The 13,331-nt window shown below is 70.7% G+C and carries 13 protein-coding genes; 10 read left to right on the top strand and 3 right to left on the bottom strand.

All coding sequences use genetic code 11. The annotated features are described in order from the left end of the window. Nucleotides 1-95: 95 nt before the first annotated feature. The 7 genes from ssd to ACIA03_RS04465 all read left to right on the top strand — a co-directional run bounded on the left by ssd (nucleotide 96) and on the right by ACIA03_RS04465 (nucleotide 4,965). Nucleotides 96-1,151, top strand: a complete 1,056-nt coding sequence (gene ssd / locus ACIA03_RS04495; protein WP_396979647.1) for a septum site-determining protein Ssd — start codon at nucleotides 96-98, stop codon at nucleotides 1,149-1,151. Next, nucleotides 1,148-2,314 (top strand): TadA family conjugal transfer-associated ATPase, encoded by a 1,167-nt coding sequence (locus tag ACIA03_RS04490; RefSeq protein WP_396979645.1) that lies wholly within the window; start codon nucleotides 1,148-1,150, stop codon nucleotides 2,312-2,314. The genes ssd and ACIA03_RS04490 overlap by 4 nt, the downstream gene beginning before the upstream one ends. Continuing rightward, the gene (locus tag ACIA03_RS04485) at nucleotides 2,311-3,084 is read left to right on the top strand and encodes a type II secretion system F family protein (RefSeq protein WP_396979643.1); all 774 of its coding nucleotides are present in this window, start codon (nucleotides 2,311-2,313) and stop codon (nucleotides 3,082-3,084) included. Before ACIA03_RS04490 ends, ACIA03_RS04485 begins: the two co-directional genes overlap by 4 nt. Next, nucleotides 3,081-3,797, top strand: a complete 717-nt coding sequence (locus tag ACIA03_RS04480) for a type II secretion system F family protein (RefSeq protein ID WP_396979641.1) — start codon at nucleotides 3,081-3,083, stop codon at nucleotides 3,795-3,797. Before ACIA03_RS04485 ends, ACIA03_RS04480 begins: the two co-directional genes overlap by 4 nt. A 263-nt stretch (nucleotides 3,798-4,060) precedes the next feature. Continuing rightward, nucleotides 4,061-4,237, top strand: a complete 177-nt coding sequence (locus tag ACIA03_RS04475; RefSeq protein ID WP_396979639.1) for a DUF4244 domain-containing protein — start codon at nucleotides 4,061-4,063, stop codon at nucleotides 4,235-4,237. A 3-nt stretch (nucleotides 4,238-4,240) separates the two neighbouring features. Further along, nucleotides 4,241-4,615, top strand: coding sequence for a TadE family type IV pilus minor pilin (locus ACIA03_RS04470; protein WP_396979638.1), 375 nt, complete (start codon nucleotides 4,241-4,243; stop codon nucleotides 4,613-4,615). Next, nucleotides 4,612-4,965, top strand: a complete 354-nt coding sequence (locus ACIA03_RS04465; protein ID WP_396979637.1) for an Rv3654c family TadE-like protein — start codon at nucleotides 4,612-4,614, stop codon at nucleotides 4,963-4,965. The genes ACIA03_RS04470 and ACIA03_RS04465 overlap by 4 nt, the downstream gene beginning before the upstream one ends. On the opposite strand, the gene ACIA03_RS04460 is transcribed toward ACIA03_RS04465, so the two are convergent. Next, a complete protein-coding gene (locus tag ACIA03_RS04460; RefSeq protein ID WP_396979635.1) occupies nucleotides 4,962-5,294 on the bottom strand; it encodes a hypothetical protein in 333 nt (110 codons plus the stop codon). The two genes, ACIA03_RS04465 and ACIA03_RS04460, sit on opposite strands and share 4 nt — an antisense overlap. A 15-nt stretch (nucleotides 5,295-5,309) precedes the next feature. Continuing rightward, nucleotides 5,310-7,616: a DEAD/DEAH box helicase gene (locus tag ACIA03_RS04455; protein WP_396979633.1), complete on the bottom strand. Its 2,307-nt coding sequence runs from the start codon at nucleotides 7,614-7,616 to the stop codon at nucleotides 5,310-5,312. A 188-nt stretch (nucleotides 7,617-7,804) separates the two neighbouring features. On the opposite strand from ACIA03_RS04455, the gene ACIA03_RS04450 reads away from it, so the two are divergent. Next, complete coding sequence (locus ACIA03_RS04450; protein WP_189117522.1) at nucleotides 7,805-8,140, top strand: anti-sigma factor antagonist; 336 nt, start codon at nucleotides 7,805-7,807, stop codon at nucleotides 8,138-8,140. Between the two features lie 25 nt (nucleotides 8,141-8,165). Beyond that, complete coding sequence (locus ACIA03_RS04445) at nucleotides 8,166-9,644, top strand: methyltransferase (RefSeq protein ID WP_396979630.1); 1,479 nt, start codon at nucleotides 8,166-8,168, stop codon at nucleotides 9,642-9,644. Here ACIA03_RS04445 and ACIA03_RS04440 read toward each other — a convergent pair. Beyond that, nucleotides 9,592-10,329, bottom strand: coding sequence for a hypothetical protein (locus ACIA03_RS04440; RefSeq protein ID WP_396979628.1), 738 nt, complete (start codon nucleotides 10,327-10,329; stop codon nucleotides 9,592-9,594). The genes ACIA03_RS04445 and ACIA03_RS04440 overlap by 53 nt on opposite strands. 294 nt (nucleotides 10,330-10,623) lie before the next feature. Here ACIA03_RS04440 and topA point away from each other — a divergent pair, with 294 nt between their 5' ends. Continuing rightward, a complete protein-coding gene (gene topA / locus ACIA03_RS04435) occupies nucleotides 10,624-13,317 on the top strand; it encodes a type I DNA topoisomerase (RefSeq protein WP_396979627.1) in 2,694 nt (897 codons plus the stop codon). Nucleotides 13,318-13,331: the final 14 nt, after the last annotated feature.

Below are 13,331 nucleotides of genomic sequence, written 5' to 3'. Positions count from 1 at the left end.
CCGATCACCCTCCACAGGGCGGGTTCGGGACGGGGTTATCCACAGGCGCCGGATTTGCGGCTGGAAATGTGGGTGCCGCGGCGGATCCTGCTGCCATGACCTCGGAACCTCTCGTCATCACCTCGGACTCGTTGCTGGCCGCTGAGGCGGCCCGCCTGGCCGCCGCCTCCGGCGTCACCGTCGAGGAGTGCACCGACGCCGTAGGCGCGCTGCGTCGATGGCAACGCCCACCACTGATCCTCGTCGGCGCCGACCTCTTGGCGGAGGTGGCATCGCTGCGTCCGCCCCGGAGAGACGGGGTGTACGTCGTGGGATGGGGTTCGACCGGGGAGCCGCTGCTGCGGGCTGCGCTGGAGATCGGTGCGGAGACGGTGCTGGAGCTGCCCGCGGCCGAGGCCGCTGTCGCCGGACTGCTCGCCGACGTCGGCGACGGTGAGGGCGGCGCCGGCATGGTCGTCGGCGTGCTGGCCGGATCGGGTGGCGCCGGGGCGACGACGTACGCCGCGGCCCTGGCCAGCTTGGGGGCCGACCGCGGGCCGACCCTGCTGATCGACGCGGATCGGCTCGGACCTGGCGCCGGGCGGGTGCTCGGCCTCGACGAGATTCCGGGAGTGACCTGGGGTGATCTCGGGCAGACCGCGGGGCGGCTGGGGGCGCGGGCGCTGCGCGAGGCGGTGCCGCACGTCGGGTCGCTGGGCCTGCTGGGGTGGCCGGGTGGCGAGGTGGTGCCGCCGCGGCCGGAGGTTGTGCGCGAGGTGCTCGCCGCCGCGCGTCGCGGCCATGACCTGGTCGTGGTCGACCTGCCACGCGAGTCCGACGCCGGGACCGAGGCGCTGCTGACCGGCTGCGACATCGTCCTCGTCGTCGTTCGGGCGAACGTCACCGGCACGGCGTCCGCCGCCCGGCTGATCTCCCGCCTTCCCGAGCGGGATCGGGTGCGGGTCGTCGTCCGTGGCCGCGCGGCCGAGCCGGAGGCCGTCGGGCGTGCGCTCGGGCTCCCGGTGATTGCCTCGATGTCCGACCAGCGCGGGCTCTCGGAGGCCATCGACCTGGGCCTGGGGCCGATCCGCTCGAAGCGGGCGCCGCTGGCCCGTGCCGCGGCCGAGGTGCTGATGCGCTGCCGGGTCCGCGCCGGGGTGATGGTCGCATGATCGGCGCCGTCGACATCGCGCCCCAGGTCGTCGACCTCGTCCGCGACCACCTGGCGCGTACGCCGGGAGAGCTCACCCCACACCGGGTCCAGGAGGCGCTCCGCGCGGAGGGGCGGATCGTCGGTGACGCGACCGTGCTGGCGGTCTTCGAGATGCTGCGTCGCGATGTGGTCGGGGCGGGACCGTTGGAGCCGCTGCTGCGGTTGCCCGGGGTGACCGACGTGCTGGTCAACGGGGCCGATCAGGTCTTCATCGACCGCGGAGCTGGTCTGGAGCCCGCTCCGGTCGCGTTTCCCGACGACGATGCGGTCCGACGGCTCGCGCAGCGGCTGGCGGCCGGGGCCGGCCGACGGCTGGACGACGCCTCGCCCTACGTCGATCTGCGGCTGGGCGACGGCAGCCGGTTCCACGCGGTGCTCGCGCCGCTGGCGCGTCCGGGCACGGTGATCTCGTTGCGCGTGCCTTCTGCGCGCGCCTTCACGCTCTCCGAGCTGGAGTCTTCGGGGATGGTCGTTCCGTTCGTGGCCGATCTGTTGCGGCGGCTGGTGCTGGCACGGTCCGCGTTCCTGGTGTCCGGAGGCACCGGCACCGGGAAGACCACCCTGCTGGCGTCGCTGCTCTCGCTGGTGCCGCCCGAGGAGCGCCTGGTGCTGGTGGAGGACGCCTCCGAGCTGCGTCCGGACCACCCCCATGTGGTCGGCCTCGAGGCGCGCCCGGCCAACATCGAGGCCGCCGGTGCCGTCGAGCTGCACACGCTGGTCCGCCAGGCGCTCCGGATGCGGCCCGACCGGTTGGTCGTGGGCGAGGTGCGTGGCGCCGAGGTCGTCGACCTCCTCGCCGCGTTGAACACCGGCCACGAAGGCGGCTGCGGCACGCTGCACGCCAACTCCGCCGCCGATGTCCCGGCCCGCGTCGAGGCGTTGGCGCTCGCCGCGGGCCTCGGCAGAGAGGCGGCGCACAGCCAGTTCGCCAGCGGGGTGGACGTGGTCGTGCATCTGCGGCGGCGTGGGGGCCGCCGGGTGCTGACCGAGATCGCGGTCCCGTGTCGCGGGGCCGACGGGCTGGTCCGGATGGAGACCGCCTGCTCGGTGGCCACCGACGGAGACGTGATCGCCGGCCCCGCCTCGAGCCGGCTCGAGACGTTGCTGGGAGCGGAACGTTGAGCGGGCTGAGCCTCGGGCTGATCGCCTGCCTGGCCGGTGCCGCGGCGGCGCTGATGATCCGCCCGCGAGCCGCGGTCGGGTCACGGCCGCCGGTGTGGCGGGTGCCGCGGTGGGCGTTCCTCCTGGTCGCCCTGATCCCCGTCGTCTTCCCGGGCAAGGCGGTCGTCGCGACTGTCCTGCTCGGGATCGCCAGCTTCGGCGGCGTCGCCCTGTGGCGGCGCCGCCGCGAGCGGATCGAGGCGGGACGTACGGCTGACCGGGTGGTCGAGGCCTGCGAGCAGATGGCCGCCGAGCTGGCCGCCGGGCACCCGCCCGGGCCGGCGCTGTCGCAGCTCGCCACCGAGTGGCCGGTGATCGAGCCGGTCGCGGAAGCGCAGCGGATGGGCTCCGACGTCCCGGCCGCCTGGCGACAGGTCGCGAGCGTTCCCGGTGCGGGTTCGCTCCGCGTGGTCGCCGCGGCCTGGCAGATCGCGCACCAGACCGGGAGTGGTCTCGCGGACGCGCTCGACCGGGTTGCGCTCGATCTGCGGGCAGCGGCCGCCACCCAGCGGGTGGTCGACGGCGAGCTCGGGTCGGCCCGCTCCACCGCACGCTTGATCGCGGGCCTGCCGGTGGCTGCCCTGGCGATGGGCAGCGGAGTCGGCGGCGACCCGCTGGCGTTCCTCCTCGGCTCGCCGGTCGGCCTGGCCTGCCTCGGTCTGGGGCTGCTGCTCGGCTGGCTGGGGCTGTGGTGGATCGAAGCGATCGCGCGCGGGGTCGAGGCCAGATGAGTATCTGGCTCGCGGTGGTCGCGCTCGGGTTGGCGGCGGCATTGCTGCCCGCGCCGACAGCACCACTTCCCGGCACGGTCGCGGCCGTTGCGGAGCGGCGTGAGACGGACGGCTGGATGATGCGCTGGCGACCGCTGCTGGCGCTGCTCGCCGCCGTTGCGGTCCATGTGTTCGTCGGGGGCACCGTGGGTGTCGTGCTCGCTGCGCCGGCGAGCGTCGTCTGCTGGCTGGTCATCGGCCGGGCCGAGCCTGTCGAGGTCCGGCGTGAGCGGGAGGCCGCGAAGGCCGAGCTGCCTGCCCTGGTTCGCCTTCTCTCCGCTGCCCTCTCCTCCGGCGCGGCGCCCGCCGAGGCGTTGGTGGCGGTTGCGGCAGCCCTGCCCGGTCCGGCGGCTGCCCGGCTGCTGCCGGCGGCCTCCCGGCTCCGTCTGGGGGCAGATCCGGAGAAGACGTGGCGCACCCTGGTGGACGATCCCGCGCTGGCGCCGTTGGGCCGGGCGCTGGCCCGAGCTCAGGCGACCGGCGCCCCGGTCGCCACCACCGTCGAGCGCCTCGCCGACGACCTGACCAGAAACGCCCGCGCCGAGGTCGAGGACCGGGCCCGTGCGGTAGGAGTCAAAGCCGCCGTACCTCTCGGCATCTGCCTCCTCCCCGCCTTCCTGCTGCTGGGCGTCGTCCCGGTCGTCGGCGGCCTCCTCACCAACCTCGGCATCTGACCCCCCTCGCCGAGACGTCACCCCCGTCGGCCGAGACGTCACTTGCGTCGGCCGAGTTGGCATTCGACTGCCAACTCGGCCGACCTGCGTGACGTCTCGTCAGGATTGTTTTCCCTGATCAACGGGCCGTTTGTCATCCACAGGGTGGGTTCGGGATCGAGTTGTCCACAGCGGACGACAAGGCGGTCGCGAATGTCGCTGGAGCAGGTCATCGTCGTCCTTGAACGGCCGTAGGGACGGCCATCGACCAGAGAGGACCAACCATGGCCAAGGCACATCTCGAGAAGAACGAGAAGGGGATCACGACGGCTGAATATGCCGTGGGCACGGCGGCCGGTGCGGGGCTCGCCGGCCTGCTCTACAAGCTGCTCACCGGTGGCTTCGGCAACGACCTGCTCAACCGGCTGTTCCAGCACGTCCTCAGCCTGCTGGGGATCTGAGCCGTGGTCCGTGGGCAGCGGGGCGAGCGGGGTGCCGCCACCGCAGAGCTGGTGATGGTCATCCCGCTCCTGGTGGCGGTGACCATCGGGCTGGTGTGGCTGCTGTCGGTGGGAGCGGCGCAGATCCAGGTGGTCGACGCGGCCCGGGAGACCGCCCGGGCTGTCGCGCGAGGCGACGACAGCGGCTCCGCCGCGGCTCGCGGACGTCGGGTCGGACCTGCGGGCACCCAGGTGAGTGTCAGTGCCGGTGCGGAGGAGGTCGTGGCGTCGGCTCGCGCCCGCGTGGACGGTCCAGGAGGGATCTTCAGCTGGATGCCGGGGGTGACGGTGCGGGGCGAGGCGGTTGCCGCGACCGAGGCGACCCAGGAGGAGCGGTGAGCGACGAACGCGGCTCGGCTGCGGCGTTCGCGGTCGGCGCGATCGGGCTGCTGCTCTTCCTCGGTGCAGCGCTGGGTGTGGTGGGCGCGGTCTTCGTGGCCCACCGCACCGCACAGTCCGCGGCCGACCTGGCAGCGTTGGCGGGGGCCAACGCGCTCCAGATCTCCGAGGACGCATGCGCGGCAGCAGCGACGATTGCCGACCGCAACCGGGCCACGCTGGAGTCGTGCGAGATCGCTGGGGAGGACGTCACCGTCACGGTGCGGGTCGAGGGGCCACGCTGGCTCGGCCAGCCGGGGGATCCGGTCGCCAAAGCGAGGGCCGGTCCGACCGGTTCACGATCGGACTAGGCCTCGTCGGACTTGGGCTCGGACTTGGGCTCGTCGGACTTGGGCTCGGACTTGGGCTCGGCGTCCTGGAGCGTCTTGACGATGCTTCGCATCTGGCGCTTCTCCTTCATGTACTTCATCTGGTGCTTGCCGCCCCACTTGGTGAGCGAGAGGCCGAAGAGGAGAAGTACGCCGGCGACGAGGCCGATCACGAAGATCGTGGTCGCGCCGACCGGAAGACCGAGAAGAGTGGCGGTCGGGTCTTCGAGGTCACCGTTGCCGGTGGTGAAGAGACCGATAGCGATGAGAGCTGCTGCAACGACGATCAGCACGAGTCCCAGGATCAACATTTCCCCAGCGTAGGCCTATTTCTGCAGCAGGAGACGCAACAACACGATCGCGCCCCGCTTGTCGAGGGGATTGTTCTGGTTGCCGCACTTGGGCGACTGCACACAGGAAGGACAGCCGTCGTCGCACTCGCACGCCTCGATGGTCTCCAGGGTGGCGCCGAGCCACTCCCGGGCGGCACGGAATCCACGCTCGGAGAACCCGGCGCCACCAGGGTGACCGTCGTAGACGAAGACGGTGAGCATGCCGGTGTCCGGGTGAGACGCGGTGCTGACACCACCGATGTCCCAGCGGTCGCAGGTCGCGATCAGCGGGAGCAGCCCGATGGAGCAGTGCTCGGCGGCGTGGGCGGCGCCCGGGATGTCCGCCTTCTCCAGGCCAGCCGACTCGAGAGCCGAGGCGGGCACGGTCCACCAGACGGCGGAGGTTCGCAGCGTACGTTCGGGGAGGTCCAGGAGCTCCTCTCCCAGCACCTCGCCGCTCGGCTGGCGCCGACGCAGGAAGGAGACGACCTGGTGGGTGACGTCGACATCGCCGTACGCCAGGTGGCACTCGCTCCAGGCGACCTGCTCGCGCTCGGCGACGATCGAGATCTCCGTGATCTCCCGGGCGGAGGTGGAGTAGCCGGGGTCGTCACGGGAGATCACCGCGACGTTCTCCTCCAGGTCCAGCTCGTGCACGAGATAGGTCTCACCGCGGTGGATGTAAACGGCGCCGGCATGCGCGCTCGCGTGCGAGCTCGCCGCATCGACCGTGCCGACGACCCGGCCGGTCTCGGCCTCGATCAGCTGTACCTGCGACCCGCCCGAGGAGCGGATGTCGGCGAGGTCGGCAGCACGTCGGCGGTCGGTCCAGTACCAGCCACGAGGCCGCTTGCGCAGCAGCCCTGCGGCGACCAGGTTGTCCAGGATCTCCCGGGCGCCCGGTCCGAAGAGCGGCAGGTCCGTCTCGGTCAGCGGCAGCTCCTGCGCGGCGGCACACAGGTGGGGGCCGACGACGTACGGGTTCGCCGGGTCGAAGACGGTGGCCTCGACCGGCTGACCGAGAAGCGCATCCGGATGGGTGACGAGGTAGGTGTCCAGCGGGTCGTCGCGGGCGACCAGGATGCCGAGGGCGTCGCCCGCACCGCGTCCGGCGCGGCCGATCTGTTGCCAGAAGGCCGAACGCCTGCCGGGGTAGCCCGCCAGCACGACCGCGTCCAGGCCGCTGATGTCGATGCCGAGCTCGAGCGCGTTCGTCGCCGCCAGCCCGAGCAGCTCGCCGGAGCGGAGCGATGCCTCGATCGCCCGGCGCTCCTCGGGCAGATAGCCGCCGCGATAGGACGCCACCCGCCCCGGCAGCGAGGGATCGACCTCGGCGAGCTCGGCGGCCGCGGTCAGAGCGACCTGCTCGGCACCGACCCGAGAGCGTACGAACGCCAGGGTGCGTACGTCCGAGGAGACCAGGTCGGCGAGTAGATCGGCGGTCTCGGCGGAGGCGGCGCGGCGTACGGGGGCGCCGTTCTCGCCGGCGTACGTCGTCAGCGGGGGCTGCCACAGCGCGATGGAGAGCTCGCCGCGAGGTGACGAGTCGGCGGTCACCGGCAGCACCGGGAGGCCGATGAGGCGCTCGCCGGCGGTTGCCGGCTCGGCGACGGTCGCCGAGGCCAGGATGAACGTCGGCGAGGAGCCGTAGAGCGCGCAGATGCGCCGCAGCCGCCGCAACACATGTGAGACGTGGGCCCCGAAGACACCGCGGTAGTGATGACACTCGTCGATGACGACATAGCGCAGCGACCGGAAGTAGGCCGTCCAGCGCTCGTGTCCGGGAAGCAGCGAGCGGTGCAGCATGTCGGGGTTGGTCAGGATGTATTCGCCGAAGTCTCGCGCCCAGTCCCGCTGCTCCCGGGTGCTGTCACCGTCGTGCGTCACCGCACGCACATCGACGCCCAGCTCGCGCAGGCCGGTCAGCTGGTCCTGGGCGAGCGCCTTGGTCGGTGCCAGATAGAGGACACCGGCGCCGCGTTCACCACGTGGACCCCGTCCGTCTCGGATCGCGGTCAGGGCGGGCAGCTGATAGGCCAGCGACTTTCCCGACGCGGTGCCGGTCGAGACGATCACATGGCTGCCCTCGTACGCGGCCTCGGCGGCCACCACCTGATGCTGCCAGGGGCGCTGGATCCCGCGAGCGGTGAAGGCGCCGACCACATCGGCGGAAGCCCAGGTCGGCCAGTCGGCGAAGACGGCCTCACGTGGCGGAACCTGCTCGAGGTGAGCCAGCCGGTCCTCGCGACCGGGGACGGCGGCGAGCCGGCGTACGAGATCACCGGTCGCTGTCGTCAACACCTGCCTATTCTCCCAGAATCCTGGTGGTAGCCACGCTTGCGGCCCTGGATCGTATCCATGACGTTGCGAGTTTCTTGCGCGCATGCTGGTGAGGCGTGGTTACATTACGATCGACTCTGGGTATCGGACGCGAGGATGCTCGATACCGGAGCCGGTTGTCTCACGTTCCTTGGCAGGAGAACTTCGAAGTGGATCTGACGCTTGCGACTCGCGAGCTCGACTCGGCCACCGTTGTGGCCGTGGGCGGCGAGATCGACGTCTATACCGCGCCGAAGCTGAGGGACAAGATCACTGAGCTCGTCGCCCGGGGTCACTACGACATCGTCGTCGACCTCGAAGCCGTGGAGTTCCTGGACTCCACCGGCCTCGGCGTCCTCGTGGGTGGCCTGAAGAAGGTCCGCCAGCACAACGGCATGCTCCGCCTGGTCTGCACCCAGGAGCGACTGCTCAAGATCTTCCGGATCACCGGACTCGCCAAGGTCTTCGACATCCACGCCAGCGCCGAGGGCGCGGCAGCGGGCTGACCCGACCAGGCCATAGGCTCCAGGTGTGAGTGACCTCCCGCACCGGCTCCGTGACGCCCTCCAGCAGGCCGACTTCTCCTACGACTCCGTCGCCGAGCTGCTCGGCCCGATCGCGCACAATGCGCTGAGTCGCAACGAGACGCTCCCGGGCCGGCGGCGCACCCACGGAGGCTCCCCGCTGGAGACCCTCATCCGGCTCTTCCTGCTGCAGACGACCGTCTCGCTCGACCTCGCCGAGGCAGCTCTCCCCGGGCTCGTCGACCGGCTCGCCGTCGAGGGGATCCTGGAGCAGTCGGTCGGCGAGGTCGCGGCCCGCCTCGACGTACGTCCGTACGCCACCGATGACACCGCCCTCTGGGTCGTCTCCGACCTCACGCCGGGGCTCGACGGCGGCCCCCAGCGCGTCGGTCCCGAGCACGTGCTCGGGATCAGCCCTGCCTCGACCTCCCTCGCGCAGCTGACCATCCGCGACCAGGTCGGCACCTCGCTCGATCTCGGCACCGGCTGCGGCGTCCAGGCGCTCCACCTGGCCACGCACAGCGACCGGGTGGTCGCGACCGACGTCAACCAGCGAGCACTGTGGATCACCGCGTTCAACGCCGCGCTCAACGACGTGGCCGACCGGATCGACGTACGCAACGGGTCGTTCTTCGAGCCTGTCGCCGGCGAGCGCTTCGACCTGATCGCCACGAACCCGCCGTTCGTGATCAGCCCGGCGACCGGCGAGCGCCTCGTCTACCGCGACTCCGGCCTCCCCGGTGACCGGGTGGTCGAGGACATCGTCAAGGCCGCCCCCGGGATGCTCACCGAGGGAGGCTGGTGTCAGATCCTGGGCAACTGGATCATCTCCGAGGACCAGCCCTGGGACGACCGTCTCGAGGGATGGCTCGGCGACGAGGTCGACGCGTTCGTGGTCCAGCGGGAGATCCTCGACCCCGCGGCCTACGTCGAGCTCTGGCTCAAGGACTCCGGCCACCACGGCGCCCAGGACTACCTGACCCGTTATGACACCTGGCTGTCCTGGTTCGAGGAGCAGAAGATCGAGGGTGTCGGGTTCGGCTGGATCAATCTTCACCGCACCGGCGCAAGCAACCCGAAGCGCGAGCTCCTCGAGTGGCCCTACGACGTCGAGCAGCCGATCGCCCCGGCGCTCAAGGCATGGGGCGAGGCCGCCCGCGTCGAGGTCACCGAGGACTCCACGCTGGTGCTCGTCGAGGACGTCCAGCAGGAGACCCTCGGCCAGCCCGGCGCCGAGGACCCCAGCACCGTCATCCTGCGCCAGCAGCGGGGTCTGCGCCGCGCGCGCCAGGCCGACACGATCGAGGCGGCCTTCGCGGGCGCATGCGACGGCGACCTGACCGTCGGCCAGATCCTCGACGCGCTCGCGCAGATCCTCGACCGCGATCCCGCGGTCGTGCGCAGCAGCTATCTGCCGATCGCCCGGGAGCTGGTCAGCGAGGGCTTCCTCCGTCCCGCGCCAGGCACGCCTGGTCCCGCAGCCTGACCAGGCGTCGGCGCACGCTCGAGACGAGCAGGTCGGGATAGCCCAGCGGCTCGAGGTCGGGCAGGTCCCGCATGCCCCACGGTCGCTGCGTCTGCCACGGCCAGAAGCCTCGGAGCGCGGCGGCCAGCTGCTTCCCGTGAGCCGTCGGCATCGTCCTCAGGCCCAGCCGCTCCTTGAGCGCGGTCGCGGTGACCAGACCACCCGGCCCGGCGAGCCCGTTGGCACCCAGGACCATCCACACGATCCCGGCGGCCACCTGAGCCGGCGCCGCGGGCCGGTCGATGACCAGCGGGTCGATCTCCCACAGCCGCAGCAGCGCCCGACGCAAGGCGAAGCCCACCTCCTCGACCGGGAAGTCGGCCGCGACCTCGTCGAGCAGCGCGGCCACCGCCGCCAGCTGCGTACGTCCCGCCGCGTCCTCCACGACCGGCAGGTCCAGCGCGTCGTCGACCAGCGGCGCGGCATCCAGCGCGGTGACCGCCTCGTGGCCGCCGCAGAGCGCGGCCAGCCAGTCCAGCGCCACTTCGTGCTCGGGACGCGGCGCGGCCGGCCGGGTCAGCTCGGCCTCCAGCCGCTCCAGGATCATGTTGGTCCTGGTGAGCAGCTGGGCGCACTCGGAGCAGACCAGATGCTCCGGGGGCGTGGCCAGGCCTTCTGTGTAGTCGATGTATTCGGTGTCGATCATCAGGAGAGACCTCTCGGTTCGGAAAGGGTCTCGCCGTCCTCGAAAAGCCACTCTAGGGGCGACCACCGACAGTTTCTGGACAGCAGCGGATGAGACACCGATTTCACGCTCCCGCTCCCGGCCGTGCTAGGTATTGTCTTCGCGGCGCCCAAGGCAACACGCCATGTTGTCCGAGAGCTCAGTGCCGCATGAACCGCGGTGACTGGACCCATGCCGGCTGGAGACACGCGCTAACGTGTCTCGCCAGAGCTTGTCAGTGGTGCCAGGCTCTGCTGCAGTGAGATAAGGACGTCAGTGGCACACAAGTTGGTGATCGTCGAGTCCCCGGCGAAGGCTCAGAAGATCGGCGGATACCTCGGACAGGGGTATGTCGTCGAGGCATCCGTCGGGCACATCCGCGACCTTCCGCAGAGCGCGGCAGACACCCCCGCCAAGATCAAGGACAAGCCGTGGGGGCGCTTCGGCGTCGACGTCGACAACGGCTTCACCCCTTACTACGTCGTGCCCAGCGACAAGAAGAAGCAGATCGCCAAGCTCAAGTCGCTCCTCAAGGACGCCGACGAGCTCTACCTCGCCACCGATGAGGACCGCGAGGGTGAGGCCATCGCCTGGCACCTCCTCGACGAGCTGAAGCCGAAGAAGGGCATCCCGGTCAAGCGGATGGTCTTCCACGAGATCACCAAGCCGGCGATCCTTGCGGCAGCGGAGAACCCGAGAGAGCTCGACATGGACCTCGTCGAGGCCCAGGAGTCCCGCCGCATCCTCGACCGTCTCTACGGCTACGAGATCTCGCCGGTGCTCTGGAAGAAGGTCATGCCCCGGCTGAGCGCCGGGCGGGTCCAGTCCGTCGCCACCCGGCTCGTCGTCGACCGCGAGCGCGAGCGGATCGCCTTCCGCACCGCCTCCTACTGGGACCTGGCCGGCACCTTCGACGCCGGCTCCGACCACGACCCGCGGATGTTCCCGGCCAAGATCACCTCGATCGACGGCAACCGCGTCGCCCGCGGCGCCGACTTCGGCCCCGACGGCGTGCTGAAGAGCGACAAGGTCGTCCACCTCGACCGCAGCCGCGCCGAGGCTCTAGTGGCAGCCCTCGACAACCAGACCTACGAGGTCCGCAGTGTCGAGTCGAAGCCTTACAAGCGCAGCCCCTACGCCCCCTTCCGCACCACCACGATGCAGCAGGAGGCCAGCCGCAAGCTCGGGATGAGCGCGTCGACCACGATGTCGGTCGCGCAGCGTCTCTACGAGAACGGCTTCATCACCTACATGCGTACGGACTCCACCACCTTGAGCGGCGACGCCATCAGCGCCGCCCGCGCTCAGGTCAGGGAGCTCTACGGTGCCGAATACCTGCCGGATGCGCCGAGGACGTACGCCTCCAAGGTCAAGAACGCCCAGGAGGCCCACGAGGCGATCCGGCCCGCCGGCGACTCCTTCCGGACGCCGGCGCAGACCGGGCTCACCGGTGACCAGTTCCGCCTCTACGAGCTGATCTGGATGCGCACCGTCGCCTCCCAGATGAAGGACGCGGTCGGCAACTCGGTCGCGATCCGCCTCGGTGCGACGGCGACGACGGGCGAGGACGTGGTCTTCTCCGCCACCGGTCGCGTGATCACCTTCCACGGCTTCCTGAAGGCGTACGTCGAGGGCACCGACTCCGCCGAGCAGACCTCCGACGACCAGCAGACCCGGCTCCCGAACCTCGCCGAGGGCGACACGGTCAACGCGGCCAGCATCACCGCCGACGGCCACGAGACCAAGCCCCCGGCCCGCTACACCGAGGCGACCCTCGTTCGTGAGCTCGAGGAGCGCGAGATCGGCCGCCCGTCGACCTACGCGAGCATCATCCAGACGATCATCAACCGCGGCTACGTCTTCAAGAAGGGCACCGCGCTGGTGCCCGCCTGGGTCGCGTTCTCGGTGGTCCGGCTCCTCGAGGAGCACTTCCCGCGCCAGATCGACTACCGGTTCACGGCGAGCATGGAGGAGACTCTCGACGAGATCGCCAACGGCCACAAGGACATGACCACCGAGCTCGGGGAGTTCTACTTCGGCTCGGAGCGGGTCAAGGGTCTCAAGCCGCTGGTCGACGGTCTCGGCGACATCGACGCCCGCGAGCTGGCGACCTTCCCGGTCGGCAGCCCCGAGGCCGGGGTCAACCTCCGGGTCGGTCGCTACGGCCCTTACATCGAGGGCCCGGGCGACGACGGCACCCCGTTCGCGGTGCGGGCCAACGTCCCCGACGACCTGCCCCCCGACGAGCTCACCCTGGAGAAGGCCAAGGAGCTCTTCGCCAACCCCGCCGGCGAGGAGCTCAACCTCGGCGTCCACCCCGAGACGGGACTCACCGTCGTCGCGAAGAGCGGCCGGTTCGGTCCGTACGTCACCGAGCAGCTCCCCGAGGACGCCAAGAAGGGCGCCAAGCCCCGCACCGCCAGCCTCTTCAAGTCGATGTCGCTGCAGACGATCTCGCTCGAGGACGCGGTCAAGCTGCTGACCCTTCCCCGGGTCGTCGGCACCGCCGCCGACGGCGAGGAGATCACCGCCCAGAACGGCCGCTACGGGCCCTATCTGAAGAAGGGCACCGACTCCCGCACGCTGAGCTCCGAGGACCAGCTGCTCACGATCACCCTCGAGGAGGCCGAGCAGATCTACGCTCAGCCGAAGCAGCGTGGCCGTGCCGCGGCCAAGCCGCCGCTCAAGGAGCTCGGCCCCGACCCGGTCTCCGGGCAGCCGATGATCGTCAAGGACGGTCGCTTCGGTCCCTACGTCACCGACGGTGAATACAACGCCACCCTCCGGGCCGCCGACGACCTGGAGACCCTGACCGCCGAGCGTGCCGCCGAGCTGCTCGCCGACAAGCGCGCCAAGGGCCCGGCGAAGAAGACCACCAAGCGGACGACGAAGAAGACCACCAAGAAGTCCCCGGCGAAGAAGTCGACCGCCAAGAAGACGACCAAGAAGGCTGCGACCAAGAAGTCATAGTCCGTACGCCGCGG

Source organism: Nocardioides sp. NPDC051685, assembly GCF_044453405.1.
Classification (GTDB): Bacteria; Actinomycetota; Actinomycetes; order Propionibacteriales; family Nocardioidaceae; genus Nocardioides.
This window is presented reverse-complemented; position numbering and strand designations above follow the sequence as displayed.